The sequence below is a fragment of the Jezberella montanilacus genome, assembly GCF_003003055.1.
GTDB classification, from domain to species: Bacteria; Pseudomonadota; Gammaproteobacteria; order Burkholderiales; family Burkholderiaceae_B; genus Zwartia; species Zwartia montanilacus.
Genome location: NZ_PVTV01000011.1, coordinates 243,774 through 270,372, shown reverse-complemented (window position 1 = coordinate 270,372; position 26,599 = coordinate 243,774). Strand labels below are relative to the sequence as shown.

Here is a 26,599-nt window from a genome sequence, read left to right as displayed (position 1 = left end):
TCCCAGATCTTAATGAACCGTCTTAGGTAGACGATCGACAAGTTTCGATGCGCCAAAGCAGACGATCAGATAAACCAGTCCAGCTAAAACCATCATCTCTTCGATTCGGCCGTCACGCTCACCAATACCCTCGGCGCTGGTAAAAAAATCCGCTAGGGCTATCACATAGACCAGTGACGTATCTTGAAACAGAACGATGAGTTGAGTCAGCAACAACGGCAGCATGTTGCGAACTGCTTGTGGCAAGATAACCGATTGCATAGCTTGATACGGTTTGAGTCCCAGCGCTTTCGCAGCAGCAACCTGGCCTTTGGATACGCTCTGGATACCCGCGCGCATGATTTCAGCATAATAGGCAGATTCGAATAAAGAAAATCCCACCAAAGCCGACATTAATCTCGTGTCGAGCTGAGTCCCCTTGGGCAGCAAATCCTTTAGTATCTGCGGCACAACCAGATAGAAGCCAAGCAACACCATCGCCAGCGGGATTGATCTGAAAAAATTGACATACAAAGCAGATGTCCACGATAAAACTTTTATTGGCGATAGTCGGGCTATGGCTAATAAGGTGCCCCATACCAGCCCCACGGCTAGTGCAGTACCGGCCACCTGGAGCGATACGAGCATGCCGTGCAACATCGCTTCGCCTGATGTTCTAGTCAGAAAATCAAAATCAAGACCGAGCATCATTTGGATCCAATCATGCCAGGCAGGCGAGCGTAGCGTTCGATCAAGCCCATGATCAACATCACCATAGCGTTAATGATCAGATAGCACGAGATCACCGCTATAAACGATTCGTAACCCCTGGCGGTATAGTCGTTGAGCTGACGCGCGCGCGCAAAGAGTTCAAGCACACCGACAGTCGACGCGATGGATGAGTTTTTAAATATGCTCAGCATTTCAGACGTCATCGGTGGAATGATTAGACGGTAGGATACCGGCAACAACACAAACCGATAAGCCTGAGGCAGTGTAAAACCCATTGAAAGCGCTGCGTTTCGAAGTCCCGTCGGCAGTGACTGAATGCCAGCCCGTACCTGTTCACAGACGCGCGCAGCCGTAAAAACGCCTAACCCAACCGTTGCTGTGACAAATGCTGACGTGGCGGGCTTTTGAGCAAACAACCACTCGCGCCAGGCGTCTGGTAGCATTTTTGGGACCAGGTAATACCAGATAAATAATTGAACAATCAGCGGAATGTTGCGAATAATCTCGACGTACGCGGTCGCAACGCCTGCAATAAAACGGTGAGGCACAGTTCGCATCACGCCTAGTAATGAGCCCAAAACAAAAGCAATGACCCAGCCGAGACAACCCATTTGAATGGTCGTCCACATCCCAGCAAACAGCCAGTCTAAATAGGTTTCGCGGGCATTGGCCGGTTGTAAAAAAACCGACCATGTCCAGTGATAGCCCATCGGATTACTGAATCGCCTGATCGCTGGGGTTGGCGTACAAAGCTTTCAGATCTGCAGATTGCGGGAAGGCCAGCGAGGTATCACGAGGTGGAATAGGAGACTCAAACCATTTCTTGTAAAACGTGTTGATTTCGCCGGATTTCATCAGGCTAATCAAGGTTTCATCCACGATCTTTTTGAAAGCGGCATCGTCTTTTTTCATCATGCAGCCATAGGCTTCACGCGACATTGGGGTGCCGACAATATCCCACTTCTCGGGGTTTTTAGATTTAGCCCGCTCGCCGTAGAGGATGGCATCGTCCATCATGAAAGCGACCGCGCGACCTGAATCGACTGTTAAGAAAGACTGAGTGTTCTCGCGCGCAGCCATGATATTCATACCCATGGCCTTGTCATCGTTGTACTTGTTGATTAAACGTTCAGACGTTGTTCCAGCCGTCGTTGAAAGATTTTTACCTTTTAAATCAGTGAAGTCTTTAACGCCTGAATCCTTAGCTGTTAGCAATCGGGTGCCGATAACGAAGAAGCTTGTTGAGAATGTGACTTGTTGTTGCCTTTCGACAGTGTTGGTCGTTGATGAGCATTCAAGGTCAAGCGTGCCGTTTTGTACTAAAGGGATCCGATTCTGCGCGGTAAAAGGAATGATTGAATACTTCAAATCAGGCATTTTCAGTTCAACTTTTAGGCGATCAACGATCTTCATCATGAGATCAACAGAAAATCCAACGAATTTGTCATTGCCTAAGCTGTAGCTAAATGGCGCGGACGACTCACGTGCACCCAGTGTGATGGTACCGGCTTCTTTGATTTTCTTTAATGTGCCGGTAAGTTCTTGTGCTGCGATTGAGCCTGCAAACAAGCTAAGTGACGCTGCTAGTGAGGTTAACAGGGCGAGAGTTTTAAAGGATTTCATCGGCAGGCTACCTAGATTTTCAATGGATTAAGAGAAAGTGAATAAGTTGACGTGAGTCCGGTCAAATTACAGGTAAGGTGACCGTCTCGTCAACGCCTTTAACGCATCTACAGCAGTCTGCGCCGACGGAACCAGAATATCGTCGCACAGACGCTAGCGATGGGCAGCCCCAAACCTAAAACAAAGAAGGCCGAAGTGCCGCTAAATGTTGATCCAGCCAGTCGAAGTTCATGCCAAAGAAGCCTGTCAACCAAGTTAGCGGTAAGAAGATCGTTGACACGATCGTCAGGCGGTTAATTTGTTCACCTTGTTTAGCAACAAGACTCGTCCCATAGTCTTGCATAATGCTTGATAGCCATCTGCTGCGGTCTTGCAGTCGATGCTCGATGTCCTCGACCTGTGTTGCATAATTGTTCATCTCTTCTGCCGCAACATCAAGCATATTAGGTAATGCTTCGATGCCAACGATCGCGCCGCGTACCGAACTGCTATAGCGATCAATATCTGACCAAACACTCTGGATTGTCTGCATCCGTAGCGTAATCAACGCAAGATCAAGCGAGGCGGCCTCGTGATTGACTTGATATTGAAGTGTCTGGATTCTACGATCAAGCTCTGCCATGGCAATATCAAGCGTACTGAACAAGAGTTGTAGTACGACGCTTGCTGCGTGGTGGGCGTTCTTTTCTAGCACCTCTGAACGTTCAAAATAGAGGTGTCGAATTTCACTTAAACAGCTCCGATCGCCTTTCCATGCAGTGATGATGAGGTTCTTAGAAGCCAAAAAATGCAACTCGATTAACGGGCCAAAAGCTTGGGCATGTCGATCCGCAATCCATGTTACTGCGCGTATCTTCTCGCGACCGACAGACATTCGTCCCGGTTGTCCGAAGTGCTGAATCCATGAGCTGTCAGTGGTGTCTGTTCCCAGTGCAGTGAGGACGGCAGTCATTTCGCCATCCTCGACATCAGCGATATCGATCCACGAGAGCTTGTTTGACTGGATGACTTTCTGCAGCTCCGCGAAATCAAGTATTTGACGAACACCGTCTGAATTGGAAACGGTGATCGGAAGATGAAGTAGTTTTTTTGTTACCGAAGTGTCATCCATCAGCATGCCCCAGTTAAAGTGATCTGGCTAAGAACAGCGCCATCCCCTCGTCTTGATGGATAAGGGTATTTACTAGGTCTGTGTAGGCGGCTTCTTTGTTATATTAAGGTCAGGTGTATCAACCAAGTGATCACCTCTGCCGTCTCAGTGCTAATACACTCTTAATAAAGAAAACGCTTCAAAAGCGTACATCCGGAGACATCTCAATGAAGCCGTCAAAAATCAGTGTAGTCCTTGCTGGTGCATTGTGCTCTATGGCAATTCTAGGTAGCTCTTTTGCTGCCGAGCAAACGATGGAGAACATGAAGCAGTTTAAAGTCGCTAATGGCGATCTGAACATGCCAACAATCGAACAATCTGGCAAAAACGCCGATGCGATTCGTGCGAACTTAAAGAAAATCAAGTTGCCCGAAGGTTTCAAGATCGACCTTTATGCAATCGTGCCTGATGCTCGCTCAATCGCCGTTGCCCCATCGACCAACATGATGTTTGTTGGCACTCGTAAGACTAAAGTTTGGGCGGTTACGAATCGCAATAATGGGGATATGGCGACAGAAGTTAAAGCCTTTGCGCCTTCACTGGACTTTAAGAACCCCAATGGCGTTTGCTTCACCCCTGACGGTATGCTTGTTGTGGCGGAGCACAACCGGGTGTTGATGTTCCCTGCAGCAGAGTTCTTTTATGAGGGCCCAGATGTTGCGGTCGCTGAAATCTTGCCTCGAGGCGGGTTAGTGCCAACCGAACACGAGTCGTTTAATCACGGCGCCAGAACTTGCCGTTATGGTGCGGACAAAAAACTCTACATCACGTTAGGTCAGCCATTTAATGTTCCACCAGCCGATAAGCTTGAAGAGTTTTCCAAGCTCGGGATTGGCGGCATTGTTCGTATGAATTTGGACGGCACCGGTCGCGAAGTGTTCGCACGCGGTATTCGTAATTCGGTGGGTCAGGATTTTAATCCCAAGGACGGCACGCTGTGGTTTACCGATAATCAAGTTGACGGTTTAGGCAACGACATCCCCCCAGGTGAGTTGAACCACATTACCAAGATGGGCCAGCACTTTGGGTTCCCCTATTGGAATGGTCACGTCAAGATTGCAGGTGGCCCTGCAGCGCCTGATTTGAAAGATATGAAAGAGCCTAAAGACGTGGTCTATCCAGAGGTTGAGTTCCCCGCTCATCAAGCTCAGTTGGGGATGACTTTCTACACAGGCAAGATGTTCCCAGCCAAATATCAGAACGGTATGTTCGTTGCTGCACATGGCTCGTGGAATCGGTCGCCCGCAAGCGGAGCACTGATCAATTTTGTACCGTTGAAGTCTGACGGCAAAGCTGATGCCTCACAGGTCTTCGCAGAAGGGTGGTTAGATCCGGCAACCGGCATCTATACAGGTCGTCCTATGGACGTTGCCGTCGCTAAAGATGGCTCCTTATTGATTTCGGACGATTACGCTGGTGCTATCTATCGTGTTTCTTACACGGGCTCGGGTAGCTAATCTTGACCTGAGCGAATATTTTTTCGCAGAGAGAGGCCAACTTTTTTCGGGTTGGCCTTTCTTTTTATTCCAAAGCGTGTGGACAGATGATAATGAAGCAAATATTGCTATTGGTCACGACGCTGTTCGTGTCGTTGGGGGCGAGTGCTGCGGATCTTCAGCAGGGCAGGGCCAAAGCTAACGCCTGTGCTGTCTGCCATGGTCAAAACGGACTGGCTTCGCACCCGGAAGCTCCAAACCTTGCAGGGCAACCGATTATCTATGTGACGCAACAACTTAAAAACTATAAGACAGGTCGTCGTACGAACGAAATCATGAGCGTCATTGCTAAACCCCTAAGCGAGCAGGATATTGATGATCTTGCTTTGTGGTATTCCTCTATGCAGGTTGAGGTTAAGATGGCCAACTGAGTGTTTTAAGTTAAGGCGAATCTATGTCCACCACTTATCTCATAACCGGTGCGAATCGGGGGATTGGGCTTGAGCTATCCAAAAATGTACTGTCAGCGGGCGATAGTTTGATCGCGCTCTGCCGGCGACCTGAAGCAGCCAACGCATTACAAAAGCTAGCTGAGGAGTCGGACGGCAGAGCGCAGATTTATGCGGCAGATGTCAGTGACGAAACAATGCTTGACGAATTGGCTCAGCAAATCGACTCAACTATCGACGTGCTTGTTTGCAACGCTGGTGTGATGAGCGCCCGCGGCAGTCTCGCGGATCCCCACAACACGGCAGAATCCGTGTCAACAGTTTTACTGACAAATATTGCTGGGCCATTTTTCACTGCCCGTGCGTTTCTTAAAAACCTGAAACTGAGCAAACAACCCAGAATAGCCATCATCTCGTCTTACATGGGCAGTCAGCAGCACAGTGGCGCCGGGGCATATTTTTACAGAGCATCTAAAGCGGGCGTCAATAACATCATGGTGACCTTGGCTAATGAACTGAAAACGCAAGGTATTGCAGTTGCCTCTTATCATCCTGGCTGGGTGCAAACCGATATGGGCGGCAGCGCCGCAGACATCACTTCAGCAGTGAGTGCCAAAGGTTTGATTGAACGATTTGGAGAATTGAACCTAGCTAAAACAGGGCAGTTCTTTAACTACGATGGTAGTCAACTGCCCTTGTAATTTCTGGTCGAGGAGTCTGCCTTGTGCCTGTTTTTGCTCAGAATTTCAGAATAGCGCGCCGCGAGCACTCACTGGCCAGGTCTCTTCAATAATCTGACCACGGACGGCAATCAACCAATTGTGCAGGTTGACTGTGGGATCGCAGTGACCGGGGATCAGCCTGACCTTATCGCCTATTTGCAGGGGTTCGACGTCTGCCTCGGCCACAATGACGGTATGTTCGTCTGAAATGGACTTAACTGACCAGCCAGGTAGCACCATCGTCGGGTGGCCACTGTCAGTCGCGAAGGCCTTCAACCCGCCGTCAAGCACAGCTTGCTTCTCAGAAACACTGATCACGGTACACAAACCAAATAGCGCGTGTCGCAACGTGGGTGAGTCGTTCGCTAGCGTATTGCGGGCATAGTCCGCGTCCATTAACACATAGGACCCAGTCTGTATCTCGGTGTAGATGCCAGACGATGCCTCAAGCTCGTAGGTGCCTGTGCCACCTCCAGCTACGGTGCTGACCTTGAGACCATCCCCTTGAAGTAAGGCAATCGTTGTTTTGACTTTTTCGATCGAAGCGGTGACCGCGGCACGACGTTGTTCGGCCAGTCTGAAGTGCTGCGCAGAGCCGCCGTAAGCTTGAATACCAGCCAAGCTCAGATGTGGCGAGTAGGATGCAACAGACCTTGCCAGACGCAATGCTTCTTCGGGTGTTTTGACGCCGCAACGACCTTGACCGACATCAAGTTCGACCAAAACGGCAATGCTCGTTTGGTTACTTTGTGCCGCAGCAGCTATTTGATCAATCTGTTCAACAGCATCAACACAAATGCTGATCTTGGCATAGCGAGCAAGCTTTGCAACTCGATCAGCCTTACTTTTGCCGAAGATTTCGTTCGAAATCATGACATCGTGAATGCCTGCTTCGACAAAAACTTGCGCTTCACTAGCTTTCTGACAACAAACACCGATCGCACCCGCTGCGATTTGACGTTTAGCGATGTCGACAGACTTGTGCGCTTTAGCGTGCGATCTCACGCGTGCGCCCGTCGTCTGGACTCGGTCGTGGACGCTTGTCAGGTTGAATTCGAAGGCATCAAGATCAATAATCAGCGCGGGCGTGTCGACGGAGCTAATTGATGAGCCAACTTCACCCGGTGCTTTGCGCCAATCTGGTAACTCAGTGTTCATCAGTAATCCTTAATCAGCCACGGCTTTGTTGATAGCGTTGCGCGTATTGCAATGCAAGTTCGGCCAAGGCCCGACCTTTCTTGCCGGTTTCGATTGCATCTGCGGCAGCTGCTGTGCCATCCATCGCCCTGCGCAGAATTCCCTGCAAAATCGCACCCATTCTGAACAGGTTGTAGGCCATATAGAAATCCCAATGCTCTTGGCCAGTGAAACCAGTCGCGTCGATGTAACGTTTTATGTAGTCGTCCTCTTGCGGGATACCAAGCGATTCAAGATTCAGTCCGCCTATGCCTCGCCACAAGTTTGGTGTGACATGCCAGCTCATGCAATGATAAGAAAAGTCAGCCATCGGATGCCCGAGCGTTGATAACTCCCAATCAAGCAACCCAATCGCCCGCGGTTCGGTGGGATGAAACACCAGGTTGTCCATACGGAAGTCGCCATGCACAATACGGGTCATGTCGCCCTCAGGGATGAGCAGTGGCAACAAATCAATTAAGGCATACATGGTGGGGATGTCTTCAGCAGGCGCCTCTTTGTACGCTCGGCCCCAGCGGGTAATTTGTCTTAAAAAATAATTCCCTGCTTTACCAAATGTCTCTAGCCCAACCGCGTCAGGATCAATTTGGTGCAAGGCCGCGATCACTCGGTTCATCTCAGCATAAATCTCGCCACGCTCTTTCGCATTCATGCCAGGCAAGGATTGATCTAGCAGGACCCTTCCTTCGAGGAATTCCATGAGATAGAAAGCAGTGCCAATAAGCGAATCGTCGTCGCTAAAGGCATAGACCTTGGGCACAGGGACATCACTGCCTTGCAAGGCTTTGATCACTCGGTATTCCCGGTCAACTGCGTGCGCTGAAGGCATTAAGGTCCCGGGTGGTTTCTTACGCAAGACATACTGCTTAGTTCCCGACTTGAGTCGAAACGTTGGGTTCGATTGTCCGCCGGTAAGCTGTGACGCAGCAAGCTCTGGCCGGTCAATCAGGCCCTGGCTATGCATCCACGAGGCCAGCTTGCCGAAATCGAGCGCATGGTCTGCAGTCATGATTTGACTCATTACAGGCTGCTCACCAAATGGCCCCAATCGACCGCAAGACTGGTGCCTGTCATCGCCAAACTGGCATCAGACGCCAACAGCATCAAGGGCCCCTCAAGATCAGACATCTGGCAGAAACGTCTGCCGGGGATTCGAGACATGAGCTTTTTACCTGCCTCGCTTTCAAGAAAATCGCTGTTTAAATCAGTCGCGACATAGCCTGGCAGCAGCGCATTAACACGAATTTTGTGACGCGCCAGTTCAAGTGCCATGGCTTTAGTTGCCTGCACGACACCTGCTTTAGAAGTCGTGTAAGCGATGACTGCACCCGCTACCCGTTCGCCCAAAATGGATGCGACGTTAATAATGCTGCCGCCTTTGCCGTGTTTGATCATCCTGCGTGCGGCCTCTGTGTCGACCAGCCAGACCCCTTTAAGATTGGTATCGATGACCTGATCCCAGTCTTCTTCAGTCTGATCCAGTAAAGGCTTTGCAACTGTTGTGCCGGCATTGCTCACGACAATATCGGCTGCACCGACAAGTGTTTCAATTTGATCAAAACATTGACGAACGCTCTCTGCATTCGAGACATCAAGTGCGACGGCATACGCTTGCCCGCCCATTGCTTCAATTTCTGTGACAAGTTCTTCTAATTTGTCGACGCGCCGCGCAGCCGCGATAACTGTGGCACCCGCCGCAGCGAGTGTTTTGGCGAGATGGCGGCCGATACCACTTGAGGCACCAGTCATGAGCGCAACTTTGCCGGTCAAGTTAAAGAGCGCTTGCGGATTTGAAGAGTGTTGATTCATGAACGCACGCCTGCTTCAATAATCTTGCGAGCCATGCTCCAGCGATGCACCTCGCTTGGGCCGTCATAAATTCGAAAGCCACGCATATCCATGAAAATTCTCGACAGAATTTTCTCTCCCGTGACACCCTGGCCACCCAGAACTTGAACGCAACGATCAATCACGCGCCACTCGGCTTCCGAGCAGACTACTTTGGCTCGGCTGGATTCGAAGTTGCAAGACTGCCCCTGATCCAACAACCATGCGGTGTGCCAAATGTGAAGACGTGCAGTCATGATGTCCATGTCGTTGTCGGCCAGCATAAAACCAACACCTTCATGTTTGCCCAGAATACGACCAAAAGCCTCACGCTTACTTGCATAATCCACAGCAATGTCGTGAGCTCGTCTAGCTTGACCTAGCCAGCGCATGCAATGGGTCAAGCGAGCAGGGGCCAATCGGATCTGCGCATACTTAAAGCCTTTACCCAATTCTCCAAGCACGTCCGTCGCCGGGATCCTGACGTCTTTAAACTCCATCACCACATGGCCACCAACAAAACAGGAGTCCATTGAGTCCATGCTGCGAACGACCTTGATTCCTGGGCGATCCATGTCGCTTAAGAACATCGTGGCTGAACCGTCTTCGAGCTTAGCCATGATGATGACGTAGTTAGCCCCGTCGCCGCCGGTGATAAACCACTTCATGCCATTGATCACGTAATCATCGCCATCCTTAACCGCCATCGTGTTCATCATGGATGGATCCGCACCGGCGCCCGGCGATGGTTCTGTCATGGCAAAACAAGATCGAGTCAGACCCTCGACTTGAGGCCGCAGCCAACGTTCTTTTTGCGCTTCGGTCGCAACGATTTCCATTAAATGGATATTGCCTTCGTCAGGGGCATGAATATTCATGGCGGTGGGCCCGAGCGTCGAGTAACCCGCTTCTTCAAAGACGATGGCTTTGTCGATATGACTTAACGCTAATCCCCCCAGTTCACGAGACGCATGCGGCGTCAGCAAACCGGCCAGTCGAGCGAGGCCGACAAGTTCGTGACGCAAATCGTTGGTTGGTCCATGGGCAGTTACCCGCGGGTCATTCTCGTAAGGGATGATTTTTTCTGTGATAAACGCGCGGGTTCGCGCTTGAAGGTCTTTTTGTTCTTCTGTCAGGGTAAAGTTCATCAACGCACTCTTCTGCACATGGAAGGTTTAGGGGGTAGTCCAATCCTAAATAGTATTCTAGTATCGAGCTTAGTGATTAGTGATTAATAATCCGTGATCAATGATGAAAACGAGATCGACTCAATAAGATCGGCCGCATAAGATGATGAGACAAATCAAACACCCCGGGCCAGTGCTGGATAGCAGCTCAATGGCTTTGCCAAGTAAAGTCAGAATTACGCATGCGGAGTTGCCGGTTGGCGACACCCTGCTAACTGCGGTGACACGTCTGCTTGCCGCCCTGGACAGCGACAGTGCAGTGCTTAGACTATCAGGAGGGGCATTTAGCAACTTCTGTTATTACTTGCCAGCGCTATCCGATCATCCAGAGCATGCAGTTTTCTTTAGCGAGAAAATGACTGGAACTGATCAGGTCATGCTTGAAATGGCGACAGTCACCTTTGGTAATAAGGATGGCCAGCCTTGGTTGCACTGTCACGCAGTTTGGTTAGAACCCGGTGGTAAAACGCTTTCTGGTCATCTCGTCCCTGATGAAATTGTCGTGTCGAGTCCTATCGAAGCTGAAGTCTGTTTAATTGAGTCTGTCCGCTTTGACGCTCTGTTTGATCCGGAGACAAACTTCTCAATATTCAAACCGCTCGCTGTGCCCGCCCCACAGTCGACCACATGGCCTGCTGAAGAGACTCATGACGCCTTAGTTATTCGGGTCATCCCGAACCAGGATTTGTGTCAGACACTCGAGCATTTGTGTGTTGACCAAGGTTGGCAAAAAGCACAGGTGCAAGGCGGCGTTGGTAGCTTAATTTGTGCAGATTTTGCTGATGGACGACACGTTAAACAGCTAGCAACCGAATTATTAATTGAACGTGGCCGAATCACGCCGCACCCCTCAGGCGAATGTCGAGCCGCTATCGATATCACCTTGGTGGATTTTGAAGGTAAGGTCAACAGAGGACGCATTGCTCGCCAAAGTAATCCAGTCCTCGTGACCTGTGAGTTGGTGCTGGTCAAACAATAGTTAATCTGCCTTGATGTTCAGTTTTTGAATGATGTTCGCAAAACGCTTGATTTCTATTTGATAAAAATTCTCGAGTTGTTCGGGTGTGGTGTACTGAGCCTCAGCGCCTTGCGTCAACATTGCTTGTATGACATCCTGATTTTTAAGAACCTGTTTCGCTGCGACGTTTAACTTCTGAATAACGTCTTTTGGCGTGCCAGCCCGCGCGACCAGGGCATACCATTGCGAAAACTCTAAACCGCTGAATCCGGCTTCAGTCAGCGTGGGCACATCCGGCATTGCTTTGTTTCTGACTTTGCTTGCAACGGCCAAAACCTTGATTTTGCCAGCGCTATAAAGGGGCGACGCTGAAGCGACGCCAATGACCGCAAGCGGAACTTGACCGGCTGCCACGTCAGCCACTGCTGGTGCGTCTCCTTTGTACGGTGCGTGTACCAGATCGAGTCGAGCGGAAGCATTAAAGGCTTCGCCAGCAAGGTGACCGGTGCCGCCTACGCCACTGCTGCCGAACGATAATTTGCCTGGATGTGTTTTGCCGTAGGCGATGAGTTCAGCGATCGAATTGATGTTCAAACGTGGATCCACAGCAATCACTAAAGGGACAGCTCCGACCATGCTGACTGGCGCAAAGTCTGCGATCGGGTCGTAAGGCATGTTGGGATACAAACTGCTGTTGGTGCCGTGTGTCGCGCTATTGCCCATGAGCAAAACGTATCCATCAGCCGCGGACTTGGCTACATAACTAGCACCGACGATCCCGTTTGCACCCGTTTTGTTATCAGCCACAATACTTGTTTTTAAAACCATCCCCATATGTTGCGCCATGAGCCTGGTTAGATAGTCATTTGCGCCACCAGCAGCGAAAGGGGCAACAAACAAGATGGGCTTGTCCGGATATTCAGCCCGCACCACCGAAGTGAACAGAACTAGACTTGAAACAAAGAGCGTTAAACCCCGATGAATAAACCGACTGTATTGGTTCTGCATTAATTGTCTCCTTTGGCTTCGAATGAACCGAATTTTTTGTATTTTGTTAGTAGTGTCCCATTGTTTCCAACGAGAGATCAAGCCTTTCTGATGCAAGGGCCGTCTGGTCCTTTACCTGCATTGACGTTTAACTTTGCTGCTTGTACGATCAGCGTAAATTTTTTCTTATTACTTGTGCAGGTAATTCATGAAAGATTTTTTTGATCAACACGTCAGCTGTCATTCAACGCCCGCATTTGATGCGTATGAACAAGCGGTTGATCATCAATTACACGCCTGGCCGGGGGCGCTTGCAGCATTAGATTTAGCCTTGCAGCATGAGCCTGATTTTGCATTGGCGCACAGCACGCGTGCCCTAGTCTTGCAATCCTATGGGCGTGCGGTCGAAGCGCGCGAGGCTTCAGCCAAGGCACAGCAACTCGTCCACTCTGTAACCGAGCGCGAGCGTTCACATATTCATGTTGTCGGACTCTTGATTGCGGGCGAAGCTGCCTTAGCGCTTAAGGCCGTTCGTGCCCATGCTGAACGCTGGCCCACTGATGCTTTGGTTATCTCAACGGCGCTGGGTGCCTTTGGGCTGATTGCGTTTAGCGGTCGGCTTGATCATGATCAAGAAAGACATGAGTTTGTGCGGCAGTTAGCACCCCACTATCCGCAAGACTTCCCGTGGATGTTAAGTCACCAAGGCTGGACGTTAGTCGAATGCAATCAGCCAGAGGCAGGTCTGCCGATGGTTTTACGCAGCCTGGAGCTTCGCCCTGCCAATGGCAACGCGGCGCACGTGATGATGCATGCACAGTTTGAATTGAACGCGCCTGAGGCAGGGTTGACGTTTGCACAAAGCTGGCTTGGTCAATATCCAGACAACGCCATGCTTTATGGGCATGTGCACTGGCACGCGGCACTTTGTGAGCTGGATCTTGGTCGTCCTGAGCAGGCATTGCAACGACTCTTAACGGTAATAGAGCCTCATTTGGCGTACGCGCCACCGCTGGTTGGTTTGACCGATACGTCAGCCTTGTTATGGCGTCTGCAGTTGCTCGGGATCAGCGGGCTTTCATGGGCAAATGCCCAGAATTTTGCTAGGACAAAACTCCCCAATGGCGGCAATCTCTTCGCTGAGGTGCATCTGGCAATGCTGGCAGCAGGGACCGGCGACATCCAAAGCTTGCTCGCCTGTCAAACGCGGGTGCAAAAACACTTAGATGCAGGGCATCAAGCCGCACCAGTTGCGCTGCATTGGGTGCAAGCCTTATTGTCTTTGTTAAGTCAAGAACTGATGGCTGCGCGCGTTGAATTAGCGCACTGCTTGCAAGAGTCTGCGCGCTTGGGTGGCAGTCACGCTCAGCGCACGATTATTAGTCGTACCCAAACTTGGTTACAGTAAGCTGAGTTCTTCACCCATACAGGAGCATTTAAATGCCTAAAGCCTACGTTGTCGGCCACATCAATGTCACGAATCTCGATTCCTATCAGGCGAGCTACGCGGGTGCTGTGCCAGCCACAATAGAAAAATTTGGTGGTAAATATCTGGTGCGAGGTGGTGAGATGACAGCGCTGGAGGGTGAATTACCTTTTTCTCGAACAGTTGTGCTTGAGTTCCCTGATAAAGCTCGTGCGCTTGAGTGGTATCACAGTCCTGACTATCAAACCATTATTGCCGGGCGCCTCGATAATTCGGAAGGTGTCTTACGCGTGATCGAGGGTGTGTAGTGCCATGGTCAGATAAGACAATCTGTCTGTATTGATGCTCGCGCGGTGTCTTTTATCGTTCAACGCGAACAAAACCAGCACGGTTAGGCATTTGGACTAAAGGTAAAGCCTTCGCATCCATGACTGTGTCCGCATCAACAATTTGATTGGCATTCAGAAGGTATGCCGTCAAGGCATAGACCTCGTCATTCGAAAGCGACTGAGGGGCGCCATAAGGCATTGCACGACGAACGTAGTCAAAAATGGTTGTAGCAAAAGGCCAATAGCTTCCGATCGTTTTGACTGCGCCAGCGGTGTTCAAGTTCCCCCCGCCGGTTAGCTTATTGGCAGGGCCGCCTTGACCTTCAGCCCCATGACAACTCGCGCATTTAGCCTGAAAGATCAGTTTTCCTTGGCCTACGCTACCACTCCCAGCAGGTAAACCTACGCCATTTGCGGCGATGTCAATATCCCAGGCGCTAAGCTGTTGTCCGGTCACTGGCTGACCCAGACCCAAGATCTTTTCGTGACCACTATCTGCGGCCATACTGCTAGATGAAGTTAGCGCGGCAAAGGCAAAAACTGAACAAAGATATGTGGTCTTAACGAGTTGTTTAGCGCCCATTCGACACCTCACCATTTGCAGTAACTAGCCATGGCTGGATAGCGTTATTGTGATAAACCGAATTAGCGCTGCGAAGTTTCAGTACCTCGTCTACAGTGGGCTGAATTGCGCCACTTGAGTCGCTCGCTCGACTTAAAAGCACGGTCGGCTCACCCTTCCACATCCATGGGTAACGAAAACGTGTCAGACTTTTGTTGAGCACTGGTTCTTGCAAAGCAGCTTGATCCCACGACTTACCTCCATCGATCGAGACATCAACACTGCGAATTTTGCCTGCACCAGTCCACGCAAAACCAGTGATCTCATAGAACCCCGCTTGCTTTAATCTCATTCCACCGGATGGCTGTGTGATGACTGATTTCACGCCCATTTCAAAAGTGAATTGCAAAGCTTTACCGCCTGCTCCTAAATCGGTGTAAGTGGAGGTCTCTTCACGAGTTTGCCAAGGTTCAGTACCAAGCTTCAGACGTCTTAACCATTTAATATTTGTATTTCCTTCGTAGCCTGGCAGAAACAGTCGCAAAGGATAGCCTTGTTCTGGTCTGAGCATTTCACCATTCTGGGCATACACCAGTAGTGCGTCATCCATGGCTTTTTGCATGGGAATACTGCGGGTCATGGCAGCCCCATCTGAGCCTTCAGCTAGCAGCCATTTTGCAGAGGATTTGACCCCCGTCTCTGCCAGCACGGTAGATAAACGAACCCCTGTCCACTCACAGCAGGACAGTAAGCCGTGTGTCTCTTGAACAGTGGTGCCAGTACGCTTCTTTAATTCAGCGGAACCATTGCCAGAACACTCTAAAAAATAAATCATTGATACCGAAGGAAAGCGCACCAAATCGTTCATCGTAAGCATTAAGGGACGATCAACTAAGCCATGAATTACGAGGCGATGCGCATCCGGGTCGATGTCCGGCACACCCGCATGGTGGCGTTCAAATATCAAACCATTGGGCGTAATAATGCCGTAGAGGTTTTGTAAGGGTGTTCGAGAGGCAGTCGGAAAAGCGGCCGCTGGCGTGGGCAAGATGCGGACCACACCTTTCTCATACTTTGAAGGTACGCCATAGGGGGGAGTTAAAAAATCAGATCCAGTTTTTTTCGTCCAAGGCGCGACAAGCAAATTGCCTTGACTATCAAATTGAGCTTGCGCATTATTGAAAGCAAGAGAACCAGCAGTACCTGCAGATAACGCAAACCCAGTCTGTATAAAGCGCCGGCGAGTGAGGGCAGTTTTACGGCGAGTGAGCGCGGTTTTATCGTCTTTGATCATAGCTATCTCGTTATGCTTGTCATCACTCTGGTCAGATGATCTCGGATCCTTGTTGATCCCATACATGGAAAGTCTACCTGCAATGCATCGATCGTGCGCATGAGCTCAGGCGATTTGCAAGGGATACTCGTCGTATCTAGGATACTCAACAAACAAGCTTGCCGATAGTCTCAATTAATTTTGTTGAAAATTGCCGCGACCACTCCGATTACGAGTGCGGTCATGCTATATAAATACCTACGTGAACAAAGCGTCACGAATCAAAAAATAAAACAAGGACGAGACAAAAAATGATGCATAGCAGCACGGATCAGTCTGCACACCTTCTGACATCTTTTTCAGAGGGGGTACTTACCATTACGCTGAATCGTCCAGAGCGGCGCAACGCGCTCAGTCCCAGCATGCATGACTTGTTTATCCGAGCGCTGACTGAGGCGGCTGACGATAGCGACGTCGGCGTCGTGATCTTGACCGGATCGGGCGGGGCATTTTGTGCCGGTGGTGACGTGGCACGTATGGCAGGCTCAGGACAAGACCCACTTACTTTTGAGCAGAAAGCGGCAAATCTGCGCAGCAGAAACCGAGTGACTGAACTACTTCATGAAATGCCTAAACCCACGATCGCCATGATCAGTGGCGCAGCAGCAGGCGCTGGCTTGTCGCTTGCCATGGCCTGTGACATGCGAATCGCGGATACTCAGTCAAAATTTACAACTGCTTTCATCAAAGTCGGCTTGCCCGGTGATTTTGGTGGGCATTATTTTTTACCGCGACTGGTTGGTGCCGCCAAGGCTCGCGAGCTGTATCTGACATCACCGATTTTGACCGGGCAGCAAGCGTTAGACATTGGTTTGATTAACCAGCTGGTCGAACCTGATGAGCTATATCCGACAGTGACTGCTTTAGCAAAAAAATTCGCTGAAGGCCCAAGGACAGCGATCGGACATATGAAAGCCAATTTGAATTACGCGCTTGGTGCGTCATTGTCAGACATGCTGGATCACGAGGCGGTGCGACATGTGAGATGTACTGAAACGACAGATCATAAAGAAGCCACACAAGCTTATGTTGAAAAGCGCGCGCCGCGGTTTGGTCAAAACAAACAATAATACGGAGAAGAAAATGAGCCTACTATGCCAAGATCGAGTAGTCATCGTCACAGGTGCTGCCGGTGGTATCGGTCGTGAATACGCCTTGCAACTCGCCTCGCACGGTGCCAAAGTCGTCGTCAATGATTTGGGCACAGGTCGCGATGGCCATGGTCGTGATTTGTCTGCAGCCCACGCGGTGGTCGCCGAAATCCGTGCAGCGGGTGGTGACGCCATTGCCAATGGGGACGATATTGCCGACTGGAAAGGCGCAGAGCGTTTGATCGCAAGCACCGTTGAGCACTACGGTGGATTACATGCAGTGGTCAGTAACGCAGGGATTCTGCGTGACCGTATGTTGGTCAATATGGAAGAAAACGAATGGGATGCCGTCATCAATGTTCACTTGAAAGGTACTTTTGCACCTGCGCATCACGCCGCTGTTTATTGGCGTAATCTGCAAAAACAAACGGGTGAACCGGTGAACGCCCGAATCATCACTACCTCGTCAAGCTCTGGTTTATTCGGCAACATCGGGCAAACGAACTACGGCGCAGCTAAGGCTGGTATTGCTGCTTTCACTGTGATTGCAGCACGTGAGCTTAAGCGCTATGGCATCACAGCGAATTCGATTTCACCCCACGCGCAAACGCGGATGACCGAAGGTTTGCGAGAGCGCACAGCCGAAGAAATCGAAAAACGTCACCCTCGTTGGATTGCTTCAGTGGTTGTTTGGCTGGCCAGCGCGCACAGCCAGGACGTGACTGGACGCGTCTTCGAAGTCGGAGGTGGTCACTTGGCGGTACTCGAAGGGTGGCATCGTGGACCAGAGGCTGGGCCTTGCGATGATGCGACGCTAATCGGTCCGATCATTGAAGAGTTGTCACGTCGCGCGCGTCGCAATGCCGATATGGCCGGCAACGACCTGGACTGACGGCCATGATTGATAAACGTGTTGATTCAATTGCGCAAGCCATGCAGGGGATCAAAGATGGTGCGGTCGTACTCGTGGGTGGCTTCGGTACCTCGGGCCGTCCGAATCAACTGTGCCAAGGCTTGCTAGAACTCGGCGTCAAGGATTTGACCATCGTAGCGAATAACTCCACTGGTGGTGCAGACGTTATTGAAGATCTGATTAAAGCGGGCAGGATTCGGAAGGTGGTTTGTTCCTATCCGCGCAGTATTTTTGGAAAAACATCATTTGATACTGAGTATGTGGCGGGCCGCATCGAGCTCGAGCTTGTGCCCCAGGGTACTTTGGCTGAACGTATACGCGCAGGCGCAGCGGGGATTGGCGGCTTTTATACCAAAACCGCCGCACGAACAGAACTGGCAAAAGGTAAAGAAGTTCGCATGATACGTGGGCAAGAGTATGTGCTTGAAGAACCCATCACGGGTGATGTTGCCTTGATCAATGCAAAACAGGGCGATCGTTGGGGCAATTTGGTTTATCACCGCGGTGCACGTGTGAACAATCCGGTGATGGCAGGTGCAGCTAAGTTAGCCATCGCGCAAGTCCGAGAAATTGTTGAGCTTGGCACTTTGGATCCAGAAGTAATCGTCACGCCGGGTGTCTTTATTGATCGATTGGTGGAGGTGAGACCATGAAAGGGGTGAGCAGAGAGACGCTGGCACACATCGCTGCACAAGATATGCCAGACGGCAGCTGTGTCAATTTAGGGATAGGTCTGCCGACCATGATGGCGGATTATGTGCCAGCAGGCCGTGAAATCATGCTGCATAGCGAGCAGGGAATTTTAGGCCTCGGCCCCAAGCCTGAGCCCGGCTTTGAGGATGAGGACGTCGTCAGCGCAGGTAAGACTCCCTTAACCTTAGTCAAAGGTGCCTCGATTTTTAGCCATAGTGATTCATTTCTGATGATTCGAGGCGGACACATTGATATCTCTTGCCTTGGCGCCTTTCAGGTTGGCGCTAACGGGGATCTGGCGAACTGGTCGACAGGAGATCCAACGCATACGCCGGCAGTTGGCGGTGCGATGGATCTCGCTGCCGGCTCAGCGAATGTCTGGGCCTTGATGGAACATTGTCAGAAAGACGGTGCCCCCAGGATTCTTGAGCGCTGTACCTACCCGCTGACCGCGGCGCAGTGCGTTAAGCGCATCTATACCAACCTTGCGTTGATTCTGGTCACCGCTAATGGCTTAATTGTTCAGCGGATAGCCGCGGGGCTTGACTTCGATAGTTTGCAGTCCGTGACAGCAGCCAAATTAACACTGAGTAATACGTGCTCTGAATATCGCCCGCTCACCGAAGCGGAGCTTGCCAATCATCAACCCAATCTCTTACTGGCGGACGCCTAAATTATGCAAACAGTTATTACAAAAATGCTTGGCATCGAGCACCCCATTGTTCAGGGCGGCATGCAATGGGTCGGCCGTGCAGAGCTTGTTGCTGCTGTGTCCAACGCAGGCGCACTCGGTACCTTGACCGGTCTAACACAGCCGACCCCCGAGGCCTTGCGTAGCGAAATCGAACGTGTAAAAAGCATGACCGATCGACCCTTTGCTGTGAATCTCACGCTCTTACCCTCTTTGAAACCAATCCCTTATGACGAGTATCGCGCAGCTATCATCGAGTCTGGCGTAAAAATTGTTGAGACAGCGGGCAATAACCCATCAGCTCACATGCCAGCCTTCAAGGCTGCTGGTATTACCGTGATCCATAAATGCACGACTGCACGTCATGCCTTGAAGGCTCAACAGATCGGTGTAGATATCGTCAGTATTGACGGTTTCGAATGCGCCGGTCACGTCGGCGAGGACGATATCCCAGGCCTGATTCTGATCCCTGCAACGGTTGCGCAATTGAGTATTCCAGTGATTGCCTCGGGCGGCTTTGGTGATGGCCGAGGACTCGTTGCCGCGCTTGCCCTAGGTGCTGAAGGCATCAACATGGGGACACGGTTTATGTGTACGAAAGAAGCACCCATCCACGACAAGATCAAACAAGCAATCGTAGACGGCAACGAGACTGGCACGACCTTGATTTTGCGCAGTTTACGCAACAGCAGTCGTGTCGCTAGGACCGCCTTGTCAGAAAGCATCATCGACATGGAAAAACAAGGCATGGGGATTGAGCAAATCGGCCCGCATGTTTCTGGTTTAAAAGGTCGTGGCGTCTACGAGGTGGGTGATACCGAAGGCGGGATCTGGTCTGTTGGAATGGTTCAGGGTTTGATTGGCGATATCCCTTCTTGTGCAGAGCTGGTTCATCGCATTGTGGCTGATGCTGAATCGCTCATCGAAGGCAGACTTTCAAGGCTCTGCAAGACGGCCGCTGCGGCTTGATTTAACTGGAGAAAAAAATGCTTGAACTACAAACCCCTTATGATTTCGAAGCTTATGTTGGCAAAAAACTGGGTGTCAGCGAATGGGTCACCATTGATCAAAAAATGATCGACGCGTTTGCTGAGGTATCAGGTGATAGAAACTGGATCCATCTCGACGTAGAGCGTGCAAAAAAAGAATTGCCAGACGGTAAAACCATTGCCCACGGTATGTTGACCTTATCATTGGTAACAGAATTGGGTGGTAAGATTGTCCGAGTCATCGAGAGATCAAAAGGCATCAATTACGGGCACAACAAAGTTCGTTTTACCGCGCCGGTTCCAGTCGATTCGCGGATTCGCTTGCACCGTAGCTTGCTGAAGTTTGAAAAGGTGGAAGGCGGTGCGCGTCTGACCTTCAGTAACGAAATGGAAATCGAAGGCCAGCAGCGCCCCGCCATGGTTGCCGAAACGATATCTATGGTCTACGCTTCGGGTGGTTAAAACTTAAAGCATCACCCAACATGTTTGACCAAGCGTTGTACCAGCACCCCATCATGACCCAGGTGCGGCACGCCATCGTGCTTAATCGCAATCCGGGCTATCACTTTATTGGTAATTTCGTCGGACAGGTTTTCGAAAATGTCCACTTGACCAAGTCGCTTTTGAAATTGCCGTCCGGGCCGCATCTGCTCGATAAACAGGGCGATACCCACATCGCCGCGTTTGCGATTGTCACCGATATGGGCTTAGCGACTGGCATTAGATCGGGTCTCGAACCCTCAACTCGCCTGGCGACAGTCTCACTGAGTCTGCAAATGACCTCTGCCCCGATGCTGGGCGAATTGGCGGTTGCCAGTGTGTCTGAAGGTTTTGTGCACGGGGCTGCCGGTAGAGAAGGCATGAGTGCGACGAAAGTGCATGCGAATGGCGAACTCGTCTGCTTTGGGTCGGGCAGTTTCATGATTTTGCCTCCACCCCCGGGCGTTGAGCTTCACCCTATCCCTTGGGTCAAGCAAGTCCCGCCGGTGGTTTCAGAATTGGACCCCGGCAGTATGAGCGAGTCCGAAGTTGGCATTGTCACACTTGCCGAGCGTGCGCTGAATAAATCACTGCACGAAGGGGGTGATTTTCTCACTCATTTCCTTGGGCTCTATCCTGAGGCAATAAAAGGTGCTGCTCATTGCGTCGTCACCAATGGCCCACACGTGGGTAATCGGGTCGGCCATGTCCAAGGCGGCATCACACTCACCCATGCAATGGTGACCGCCAATGCCGCGCTTGGGGACGGCTGGCTGATGACTGCGGTTCATGCGAGCTACATCAGTCCGGGTCAGGGAGACACCATTACAGCAGATTCTAAAGTTATTCATCATGGACGAATGACCGCAGTCGTGCGAACGAAACTGATGAGTAGCAACGGTCGTCAAGTCCTTGACGTGGTGAGTAATCATGTCAGACGCGCGTGATCTGCATGCTCGATTGTTCCTTTTTAATCGTTAACTGTTCGCTTTGACATAACCATGAAACTTACCGAAATCAGCACGCCAGCCGCAGTGATTGATATCGCCGCCATGCAGCGCAATATCAAGCGAATGCAGAACAGAATAGATGCCTTTGGCGTTAAGTTCAGACCCCACGTCAAGACATCCAAGTGTGCTGACGTCACGAATCTTCAGATAGAGGCAGGTGCTTCGGGCATCACGGTATCAACACTGAAGGAAGCCGAACAGTTCTTTGCCGCAGGCATCAAAGATATTTTGTATGCGGTCGGCATGGTTCCGAGCAAGCTGGCGCAAGCGTACGCATTGATTGCAAAGGGGTGCGACCTGAAGTTGTTAACAGACAGCGTTGCATCTGCCCGAGCGATTGCTACAGTCGGGGTTGAAAAAGGCGTGACCTTCAAGGTGTTCATTGAGATTGATACCGACGATCATCGTTCAGGTGTTAAAGCCGAATCAGCTTTGCTGCTGGACGTGGCGCATGCCCTGCAACAACCAGGTGCCTCGATTGCAGGCGTCATGACCCACGCTGGGTCGAGCTACGACCTGAATACCGCCGAGGCGCTGATAGAGATGGCAGAGCAAGAGCGCAGCCTTTGCGTCAGGGCCGCTGACCGTTTGCGTGCGGCAGGCTTTGATTGCCCAGCTGTGAGTGTGGGTTCAACCCCAACCGCACTGATGGCTCAAAATCTGGATGGCGTGACCGAGGTCAGGGCAGGGGTGTATGTTTTCTTTGACTTGGTTATGCATAACGTTGGTGTTTGTCGGCTTGAGGAGATTGCCTTGAGTGTTGTGACAACTGTCATCGGACATCAAGCTGAAAAAGGTTGGGCAATTGTCGATGCCGGTTGGATGGCCATGAGTCGGGATCGAGGCACGCAAAAGCAAAATCGGGACTTTGGCTACGGCCAGGTCTGCACGATCGATGGAGAACCGTTAGATGGCGTGGTGATGAACGGCGCCAACCAGGAACACGGCATTATTGCTAACCCAGCGTCGCCTATCAGCAATATAGTGGATCGCTTCCCAGTCGGCAGTCAATTACGCATTCTGCCGAATCACGCCTGTGCGACTGGGGCGCAATTCCCAGCGTATCAGGCGGTTGATGCTTCGGGGGATACGACAACGTGGACGAGATTCTACGGTTGGTGACAGCACGTAAAATTAACTGCAAAGTAACTTATCGAGGCTTAAGAAATGAGCAAACGCATTGTTGTAGCAAGGTTTCAGCACGAGACCAACACGTTTTCACCAATCCCGACACCACTTGAGGCCTTTAGCCCCCTGTGGGATGACGACGTACTGCAACAAGAGCAACATGCTCGGACAGCAGTCGGTGCACTGATCCAGACAGCACTCAAGCTAGGGGCCGAGGTGATCACCCCCGTATCAGCGATGGCCAACCCGAGCAAAACAGTTTCCAAGCACGCCTATGACACGGTGTGCGACAAAATTCTGAATGCCATTCGACCTGGCTGCGATGCGATTTTGCTGGATTTGCACGGTGCCATGGTTGCAGAAGGCGCACCTGATGGCGAAGGGGCCTTACTTGAGAAAATTCGACAGATTGCACCCACCACTCCCTTAGTTGTTGCTTTGGATTTGCACGCAAACGTGACACCACTGATGGCGGCCAACTGCGATGTGCTGGTTAGTTACAAGACCTATCCTCATATTGATATGTTCGAAACAGGCGAGCATGCCGGTCGCATATTCGTCGATATGTTTTCAGGGCGTACCAAGCCCGTTATGGCGTATCGACAACTTCCAATTTTGTCTCACACTTTGTGCAGCAACACGACAAAGGGAGCCATGCAGGTAGCGGTCGAAGCAGCAAACAAAGCTGAACACCGCCCTGGGGTGCTGGGGGTCTCAGTGCTAGCTGGCTTTGCCCTCGCTGACTTTCATGGTGCAGGTATGTCGGTTGTTGTTGTCACCGATGGCAATCAAGCCTTGGCAGATGAAGTTGCCGATGAAATCGAATCGCTGATCTTGAATCACCGTGAAGGCTTTACCTACAAAAGCGACCCGCTTGCTGTCTCACTTGCGCAGGCCGCAGCGCTTGCGGCAGGCGAGGGTAAGGGTCCTGTTCTCTTACTTGATCACAGCGATAATGTGATGTCTGGTGGTACCTGTGACACCATGGATGTATTGTCGGGTGCTCTGAATTTTGGCTTAACCAACATCGCCGTCGGCCCCATTGCTGATCCTGCTGTTGTTCAACAAATGATCAGCGCTGGTGTCGGATCGAAAGTGACCGTCGACTTGGGCAACAAAGCTGGGTGGCTGAGTCTGGGTAAATCACATCCGCCCTTGAACTTAACCGGCACAGTCAAAGCTATCACTGACGGAAGCTTTACCGTGACAGGCCCGATATTCACGGGTGCACTCGCAAAAATGGGCCCGACTGTGGTTCTGGATACGGCATCAGCACAAATTGTAATAACAACAGAGCGAATGGAACCCTATGACCTTGGCGCGCTGACAAGCTGCGGCATCACTTTGGAGGATAAATCTTTTATCTTGCTGAAATCACGAATCTACTGCAGACCTGTCTTTGTACCAATTAGCAAAGGTCTGGTCGAATGTGATTCAGACGAAGGCGGGCCTACTAGTTCAAACTACACGTGGTTTGAATTCAAGCACGTCCGTCGCCCTATCTATCCTTTTAATACAGACGCCATTTGATCGATCTGCGCTCACGTGAGATCACAAGAGCGCAGGGCTACACTCACCTAGTCAGGCTTCAAGCCGGCACTATCAAACGCCTGCTTCCAGGAGACCAATTGCTCTGCAGTAAAGGCACCCAGCTCAGCAGCAGTCGAACCAGAAAGGTCGAAACCTTGCTTCGCTACTTGCTCGGCTACTTCAGGGTCTTTGATCGCAGCATTAATAGCAGCGCTCATGCGCTGTGTGATGACGGGTGGCAGATTAGCAGGGCCATAGAAGGCTGCAAACGTCACCGCGCCCAGGGCCGGTAAGCCGGCTTCTTCAGCTGTTGGCACATCAGGCAATAACGGTGACCGCTTTTTAAGTAAAACAGCCATCGGGTTCAACTTGCCCGCTTTGATGTGAGAGAGGGTACTGGTCGGCGTTGCAAACGTAAATTGAATATGCTGACCAAGGATATCGCTAACTGTTGGCGCTTCACCCTTGTAGTTAATCATATTAAGATCTACCCCTGCCGCAGTCTTGAAACGACTTTGCATCAGCTGCGTGACCCCGCTATAGCTTCCGTAGTTCAGCTTATCGGGATTTTTCTTTCCATAGGCTAAGAGCTGCGCGGCGGTCTTGGGCTCAATCGCGGGACTCGCGACCAGCACATAAACGTAATATCCCATTAAAGCCACAGGGGTAAAGGACTTAATCGGGTCATACGGCGCATTGAGTTTTAACAATGGCACCTGCATCATCGGTGTATTGGATGCCAGAAAAAATGTGTATCCGTCAGGCTCGGAGCGCACCACATACTCACCAGCAATCGCGCCGTCAGCACCTGGTTTGTTTTCGACTAAGACCGCTTGTCCCAGTGCTTTGGACATGTGCTGAGCCAGAATCCTGGCAACGACGTCGGTTGAGCCGCCAGGCGGAAATTGCAAAACGATTTTGATGGGTTTGCTTGGCCAGTCTTGAGCGAAAGTAGCAAAAGAAGTGAACACTAAACTAAACACCAAAAGAATTTGGTGCAAATACTTTTGTCTCATTTTTATCTCCAGATCCGAGCCCCTGGAGGGGCTCGTTTGAACTGATCTGGACTATATCTTCATTAACCTACCTATGTAAATCAGAGTTTTCTCTGGTCTAGAGGGCACTCAGAATTAAAAAGTCTTCGTGACTGCAAATACGCCTGCACCTTTACCGAGGTTAGAGCCATTTGGACTGGTATAAGCTGTGACGTTAGCATTGGTACCAATGTAGCTAACGCTAGCAGAAAAACCCTCTCCAAAGTCCTTCGTCACACCGAGCTTCCAGTCTGTGTAAGAGTAGAGGCTGTTGTTTGATCCACCAGCAGGGTTGCTACCCGCCAAGTATTGATAGCCCACGTGGCCATTCAACGCCAAGCCCCAAACGCCTGTGTCATAGTTAACCGTCAAGTCGCTATAGGTTGATCCCGTGCTGTTTGCTGTGCCAAACAATGTGGTTGCAGCGTAAGAAAATTTAGCAAAACCGGTCACAGGCCCGAAGGTGAAGTTCTGTGCCGCATAAATCTCAGTAGTATTTGGATTAACGCTGCTGCTTGGGTAGCCCGATGTTGGATAGTAGTACTGCAAGACGCCTACGTCGGCGATGAAGCCTTCCGACCAGTCATGCTTGTAGCCCGCATAGATGTCCATCTCGATCGGGGCTGAGGTGCCTTTGTTTGCGTCAGAAATCCAGCTGATGCTTGAGTTCCAGTTGCCAATGTAGAAGCCGCTTTCGTGAGCGTAATCAATCCCGCCCTGGATTGCTGGCTGAAAATTCGATTGCGACAGGCCGCGGTAGCGGTATTCGCTTGCAACAGACATATTGGCGGTAAGTGGGCCTGGCGCAGCCGCGTCTTCAGCGCGGGCTACTTGCGTGAATGCGGTGGCGCTTAGGGTTGTTGCCAGTGCAACAAAAAGTACAGATTTAGAGAAAGAACACATGATTAATCCTTGATGCGAATGAACAGTTTATTGAGTAACAATCGATTGGTTTATTGGTGGAAAGTCTAGTGCTCGTACTATAAAAATGGTGTAAAAATTTCGTTTGTCCTCACCCGATCAGCTGCAAGATTATTGATCGCTATCGTTTTTTACGAGTTAAAACCTTCCTGGGATGCCTGTTTTAACAGGCATCCTCACAGTTATTTTTTGGTCGATGTTTAGAGCAAACGCAGGTGTTAC

28 protein-coding genes are annotated in these 26,599 nt (G+C 50.8%); 15 read left to right on the top strand and 13 right to left on the bottom strand.

The features are described 5' to 3' along the window. Positions 1 to 9: 9 nt before the first annotated feature. From BCM14_RS02925 to BCM14_RS02910, 4 genes are all read right to left on the bottom strand, one after another. The gene (locus BCM14_RS02925) at positions 10 to 690 is read right to left on the bottom strand and encodes an ABC transporter permease subunit (protein ID WP_106226491.1); all 681 of its coding nucleotides are present in this window, start codon (positions 688 to 690) and stop codon (positions 10 to 12) included. After that, positions 687 to 1,421: an amino acid ABC transporter permease gene (locus BCM14_RS02920; RefSeq protein WP_106226490.1), complete on the bottom strand. Its 735-nt coding sequence runs from the start codon at positions 1,419 to 1,421 to the stop codon at positions 687 to 689. The genes BCM14_RS02925 and BCM14_RS02920 overlap by 4 nt, the downstream gene beginning before the upstream one ends. A 4-nt stretch (positions 1,422 to 1,425) precedes the next feature. Continuing rightward, entirely contained in the window at positions 1,426 to 2,334 is a 909-nt protein-coding gene (locus BCM14_RS02915; RefSeq protein ID WP_106226489.1) for a glutamate/aspartate ABC transporter substrate-binding protein, read from the bottom strand. Between the two features lie 175 nt (positions 2,335 to 2,509). Next, entirely contained in the window at positions 2,510 to 3,445 is a 936-nt protein-coding gene (locus BCM14_RS02910) for a CorA family divalent cation transporter (RefSeq protein ID WP_259673388.1), read from the bottom strand. Between the two features lie 206 nt (positions 3,446 to 3,651). On the opposite strand from BCM14_RS02910, the gene BCM14_RS02905 reads away from it, so the two are divergent. The 3 genes from BCM14_RS02905 to BCM14_RS02895 all read left to right on the top strand — a co-directional run bounded on the left by BCM14_RS02905 (position 3,652) and on the right by BCM14_RS02895 (position 6,070). After that, positions 3,652 to 4,941: a PQQ-dependent sugar dehydrogenase gene (locus BCM14_RS02905; protein WP_106226487.1), complete on the top strand. Its 1,290-nt coding sequence runs from the start codon at positions 3,652 to 3,654 to the stop codon at positions 4,939 to 4,941. 92 nt (positions 4,942 to 5,033) lie between these two features. After that, a complete protein-coding gene (locus BCM14_RS02900; protein ID WP_106226486.1) occupies positions 5,034 to 5,351 on the top strand; it encodes a c-type cytochrome in 318 nt (105 codons plus the stop codon). Positions 5,352 to 5,374: 23 nt separating this feature from the next. Continuing rightward, positions 5,375 to 6,070, top strand: a complete 696-nt coding sequence (locus BCM14_RS02895) for an SDR family oxidoreductase (RefSeq protein ID WP_106226485.1) — start codon at positions 5,375 to 5,377, stop codon at positions 6,068 to 6,070. A gap of 45 nt (positions 6,071 to 6,115) precedes the next feature. On the opposite strand, the gene BCM14_RS02890 is transcribed toward BCM14_RS02895, so the two are convergent. Genes BCM14_RS02890 through BCM14_RS02875 form a run of 4 tightly spaced genes read right to left on the bottom strand, consistent with a single transcriptional unit; the run spans position 6,116 to position 10,263 of the window. Further along, the gene (locus tag BCM14_RS02890; protein WP_106226484.1) at positions 6,116 to 7,249 is read right to left on the bottom strand and encodes a DSD1 family PLP-dependent enzyme; all 1,134 of its coding nucleotides are present in this window, start codon (positions 7,247 to 7,249) and stop codon (positions 6,116 to 6,118) included. Between the two features lie 13 nt (positions 7,250 to 7,262). Next, entirely contained in the window at positions 7,263 to 8,297 is a 1,035-nt protein-coding gene (locus BCM14_RS02885) for a phosphotransferase (RefSeq protein ID WP_106227012.1), read from the bottom strand. Between the two features lie 11 nt (positions 8,298 to 8,308). Then, positions 8,309 to 9,097, bottom strand: coding sequence for an SDR family NAD(P)-dependent oxidoreductase (locus tag BCM14_RS02880; protein ID WP_106226483.1), 789 nt, complete (start codon positions 9,095 to 9,097; stop codon positions 8,309 to 8,311). After that, the gene (locus tag BCM14_RS02875) at positions 9,094 to 10,263 is read right to left on the bottom strand and encodes an acyl-CoA dehydrogenase family protein (RefSeq protein ID WP_106227011.1); all 1,170 of its coding nucleotides are present in this window, start codon (positions 10,261 to 10,263) and stop codon (positions 9,094 to 9,096) included. The genes BCM14_RS02880 and BCM14_RS02875 overlap by 4 nt, the downstream gene beginning before the upstream one ends. 142 nt (positions 10,264 to 10,405) lie before the next feature. Here BCM14_RS02875 and BCM14_RS02870 point away from each other — a divergent pair, with 142 nt between their 5' ends. Further along, positions 10,406 to 11,281 (top strand): PCC domain-containing protein, encoded by an 876-nt coding sequence (locus BCM14_RS02870; RefSeq protein ID WP_106226482.1) that lies wholly within the window; start codon positions 10,406 to 10,408, stop codon positions 11,279 to 11,281. Here BCM14_RS02870 and BCM14_RS02865 read toward each other — a convergent pair whose 3' ends face one another. Continuing rightward, complete coding sequence (locus tag BCM14_RS02865; protein WP_106226481.1) at positions 11,282 to 12,268, bottom strand: Bug family tripartite tricarboxylate transporter substrate binding protein; 987 nt, start codon at positions 12,266 to 12,268, stop codon at positions 11,282 to 11,284. 187 nt (positions 12,269 to 12,455) lie between these two features. Between BCM14_RS02865 and BCM14_RS02860 the strand changes: the two genes are divergently transcribed. Beyond that, complete coding sequence (locus BCM14_RS02860; RefSeq protein WP_106226480.1) at positions 12,456 to 13,655, top strand: tetratricopeptide repeat protein; 1,200 nt, start codon at positions 12,456 to 12,458, stop codon at positions 13,653 to 13,655. A gap of 32 nt (positions 13,656 to 13,687) precedes the next feature. Then, entirely contained in the window at positions 13,688 to 13,981 is a 294-nt protein-coding gene (locus BCM14_RS02855) for a DUF1330 domain-containing protein (protein WP_106226479.1), read from the top strand. Between the two features lie 52 nt (positions 13,982 to 14,033). Here the strand turns inward: BCM14_RS02855 and BCM14_RS02850 are convergent, their stop codons facing one another. Both BCM14_RS02850 and soxC read right to left on the bottom strand, forming a co-directional pair. Further along, positions 14,034 to 14,585 carry a c-type cytochrome gene (locus tag BCM14_RS02850; RefSeq protein WP_375318455.1) on the bottom strand — a complete coding sequence of 184 codons (552 nt, stop codon included), beginning with the start codon at positions 14,583 to 14,585 and terminating at the stop codon, positions 14,034 to 14,036. Next, a complete protein-coding gene (gene soxC / locus BCM14_RS02845; RefSeq protein WP_106227009.1) occupies positions 14,575 to 15,858 on the bottom strand; it encodes a sulfite dehydrogenase in 1,284 nt (427 codons plus the stop codon). The genes BCM14_RS02850 and soxC overlap by 11 nt, the downstream gene beginning before the upstream one ends. A gap of 290 nt (positions 15,859 to 16,148) precedes the next feature. On the opposite strand from soxC, the gene BCM14_RS02840 reads away from it, so the two are divergent. The 9 genes from BCM14_RS02840 to BCM14_RS02800 are packed head-to-tail and all read left to right on the top strand — an operon-like array spanning position 16,149 to position 24,422. Next, positions 16,149 to 16,967: an enoyl-CoA hydratase gene (locus BCM14_RS02840; protein WP_259673387.1), complete on the top strand. Its 819-nt coding sequence runs from the start codon at positions 16,149 to 16,151 to the stop codon at positions 16,965 to 16,967. A gap of 13 nt (positions 16,968 to 16,980) precedes the next feature. After that, entirely contained in the window at positions 16,981 to 17,880 is a 900-nt protein-coding gene (locus BCM14_RS02835; protein ID WP_106227007.1) for an SDR family oxidoreductase, read from the top strand. A 5-nt stretch (positions 17,881 to 17,885) separates the two neighbouring features. Next, positions 17,886 to 18,554: a 3-oxoacid CoA-transferase subunit A gene (locus tag BCM14_RS02830; RefSeq protein ID WP_106226478.1), complete on the top strand. Its 669-nt coding sequence runs from the start codon at positions 17,886 to 17,888 to the stop codon at positions 18,552 to 18,554. After that, positions 18,551 to 19,267, top strand: a complete 717-nt coding sequence (locus BCM14_RS02825) for a 3-oxoacid CoA-transferase subunit B (protein ID WP_106226477.1) — start codon at positions 18,551 to 18,553, stop codon at positions 19,265 to 19,267. The genes BCM14_RS02830 and BCM14_RS02825 overlap by 4 nt, the downstream gene beginning before the upstream one ends. A gap of 3 nt (positions 19,268 to 19,270) precedes the next feature. Next, positions 19,271 to 20,254: an NAD(P)H-dependent flavin oxidoreductase gene (locus BCM14_RS02820; protein ID WP_259673386.1), complete on the top strand. Its 984-nt coding sequence runs from the start codon at positions 19,271 to 19,273 to the stop codon at positions 20,252 to 20,254. A gap of 17 nt (positions 20,255 to 20,271) precedes the next feature. Then, positions 20,272 to 20,736, top strand: a complete 465-nt coding sequence (locus BCM14_RS02815) for a MaoC family dehydratase (RefSeq protein ID WP_106226475.1) — start codon at positions 20,272 to 20,274, stop codon at positions 20,734 to 20,736. A 20-nt stretch (positions 20,737 to 20,756) separates the two neighbouring features. Then, positions 20,757 to 21,701: a PaaI family thioesterase gene (locus tag BCM14_RS02810; RefSeq protein ID WP_106226474.1), complete on the top strand. Its 945-nt coding sequence runs from the start codon at positions 20,757 to 20,759 to the stop codon at positions 21,699 to 21,701. 54 nt (positions 21,702 to 21,755) lie between these two features. Next, positions 21,756 to 22,886, top strand: coding sequence for a DSD1 family PLP-dependent enzyme (locus BCM14_RS02805; protein WP_106226473.1), 1,131 nt, complete (start codon positions 21,756 to 21,758; stop codon positions 22,884 to 22,886). Positions 22,887 to 22,931: 45 nt separating this feature from the next. Further along, entirely contained in the window at positions 22,932 to 24,422 is a 1,491-nt protein-coding gene (locus BCM14_RS02800) for a M81 family metallopeptidase (RefSeq protein ID WP_106226472.1), read from the top strand. 47 nt (positions 24,423 to 24,469) lie between these two features. Here BCM14_RS02800 and BCM14_RS02795 read toward each other — a convergent pair whose 3' ends face one another. After that, positions 24,470 to 25,438, bottom strand: coding sequence for a Bug family tripartite tricarboxylate transporter substrate binding protein (locus BCM14_RS02795; protein ID WP_106226471.1), 969 nt, complete (start codon positions 25,436 to 25,438; stop codon positions 24,470 to 24,472). 114 nt (positions 25,439 to 25,552) lie between these two features. After that, positions 25,553 to 26,359: a TorF family putative porin gene (locus tag BCM14_RS02790; RefSeq protein ID WP_106226470.1), complete on the bottom strand. Its 807-nt coding sequence runs from the start codon at positions 26,357 to 26,359 to the stop codon at positions 25,553 to 25,555. Positions 26,360 to 26,599: the final 240 nt, after the last annotated feature.

Excerpts from the sequence above, each read along its gene's own strand:
- BCM14_RS02875 (WP_106227011.1), bottom strand. The coding sequence starts at position 10,263 with ATGAACTTTACCCTGACAGAAGAACAAAAAGACCTTCAAGCGCGAACC.
- BCM14_RS02820 (WP_259673386.1), top strand. The coding sequence starts at position 19,271 with ATGCAAACAGTTATTACAAAAATGCTTGGCATCGAGCACCCCATTGTT.
- BCM14_RS02900 (WP_106226486.1), top strand. The coding sequence starts at position 5,034 with ATGAAGCAAATATTGCTATTGGTCACGACGCTGTTCGTGTCGTTGGGG.
- BCM14_RS02805 (WP_106226473.1), top strand. The coding sequence starts at position 21,756 with ATGAAACTTACCGAAATCAGCACGCCAGCCGCAGTGATTGATATCGCC.
- BCM14_RS02790 (WP_106226470.1), bottom strand. The coding sequence starts at position 26,359 with ATGTGTTCTTTCTCTAAATCTGTACTTTTTGTTGCACTGGCAACAACC.
- BCM14_RS02870 (WP_106226482.1), top strand. The coding sequence starts at position 10,406 with ATGATGAGACAAATCAAACACCCCGGGCCAGTGCTGGATAGCAGCTCA.
- BCM14_RS02915 (WP_106226489.1), bottom strand. The coding sequence starts at position 2,334 with ATGAAATCCTTTAAAACTCTCGCCCTGTTAACCTCACTAGCAGCGTCA.
- BCM14_RS02925 (WP_106226491.1), bottom strand. The coding sequence starts at position 690 with ATGATGCTCGGTCTTGATTTTGATTTTCTGACTAGAACATCAGGCGAA.
- BCM14_RS02800 (WP_106226472.1), top strand. The coding sequence starts at position 22,932 with ATGAGCAAACGCATTGTTGTAGCAAGGTTTCAGCACGAGACCAACACG.
- BCM14_RS02880 (WP_106226483.1), bottom strand. The coding sequence starts at position 9,097 with ATGAATCAACACTCTTCAAATCCGCAAGCGCTCTTTAACTTGACCGGC.
- BCM14_RS02920 (WP_106226490.1), bottom strand. The coding sequence starts at position 1,421 with ATGGGCTATCACTGGACATGGTCGGTTTTTTTACAACCGGCCAATGCC.
- BCM14_RS02910 (WP_259673388.1), bottom strand. The coding sequence starts at position 3,445 with ATGGATGACACTTCGGTAACAAAAAAACTACTTCATCTTCCGATCACC.
- BCM14_RS02835 (WP_106227007.1), top strand. The coding sequence starts at position 16,981 with ATGAGCCTACTATGCCAAGATCGAGTAGTCATCGTCACAGGTGCTGCC.
- BCM14_RS02840 (WP_259673387.1), top strand. The coding sequence starts at position 16,149 with ATGATGCATAGCAGCACGGATCAGTCTGCACACCTTCTGACATCTTTT.
- soxC (WP_106227009.1), bottom strand. The coding sequence starts at position 15,858 with ATGATCAAAGACGATAAAACCGCGCTCACTCGCCGTAAAACTGCCCTC.
- BCM14_RS02890 (WP_106226484.1), bottom strand. The coding sequence starts at position 7,249 with ATGAACACTGAGTTACCAGATTGGCGCAAAGCACCGGGTGAAGTTGGC.
- BCM14_RS02850 (WP_375318455.1), bottom strand. The coding sequence starts at position 14,585 with ATGGGCGCTAAACAACTCGTTAAGACCACATATCTTTGTTCAGTTTTT.
- BCM14_RS02825 (WP_106226477.1), top strand. The coding sequence starts at position 18,551 with ATGAAAGGGGTGAGCAGAGAGACGCTGGCACACATCGCTGCACAAGAT.
- BCM14_RS02815 (WP_106226475.1), top strand. The coding sequence starts at position 20,272 with ATGCTTGAACTACAAACCCCTTATGATTTCGAAGCTTATGTTGGCAAA.
- BCM14_RS02865 (WP_106226481.1), bottom strand. The coding sequence starts at position 12,268 with ATGCAGAACCAATACAGTCGGTTTATTCATCGGGGTTTAACGCTCTTT.
- BCM14_RS02830 (WP_106226478.1), top strand. The coding sequence starts at position 17,886 with ATGATTGATAAACGTGTTGATTCAATTGCGCAAGCCATGCAGGGGATC.
- BCM14_RS02885 (WP_106227012.1), bottom strand. The coding sequence starts at position 8,297 with ATGACTGCAGACCATGCGCTCGATTTCGGCAAGCTGGCCTCGTGGATG.
- BCM14_RS02795 (WP_106226471.1), bottom strand. The coding sequence starts at position 25,438 with ATGAGACAAAAGTATTTGCACCAAATTCTTTTGGTGTTTAGTTTAGTG.
- BCM14_RS02810 (WP_106226474.1), top strand. The coding sequence starts at position 20,757 with ATGTTTGACCAAGCGTTGTACCAGCACCCCATCATGACCCAGGTGCGG.
- BCM14_RS02860 (WP_106226480.1), top strand. The coding sequence starts at position 12,456 with ATGAAAGATTTTTTTGATCAACACGTCAGCTGTCATTCAACGCCCGCA.
- BCM14_RS02895 (WP_106226485.1), top strand. The coding sequence starts at position 5,375 with ATGTCCACCACTTATCTCATAACCGGTGCGAATCGGGGGATTGGGCTT.
- BCM14_RS02855 (WP_106226479.1), top strand. The coding sequence starts at position 13,688 with ATGCCTAAAGCCTACGTTGTCGGCCACATCAATGTCACGAATCTCGAT.
- BCM14_RS02905 (WP_106226487.1), top strand. The coding sequence starts at position 3,652 with ATGAAGCCGTCAAAAATCAGTGTAGTCCTTGCTGGTGCATTGTGCTCT.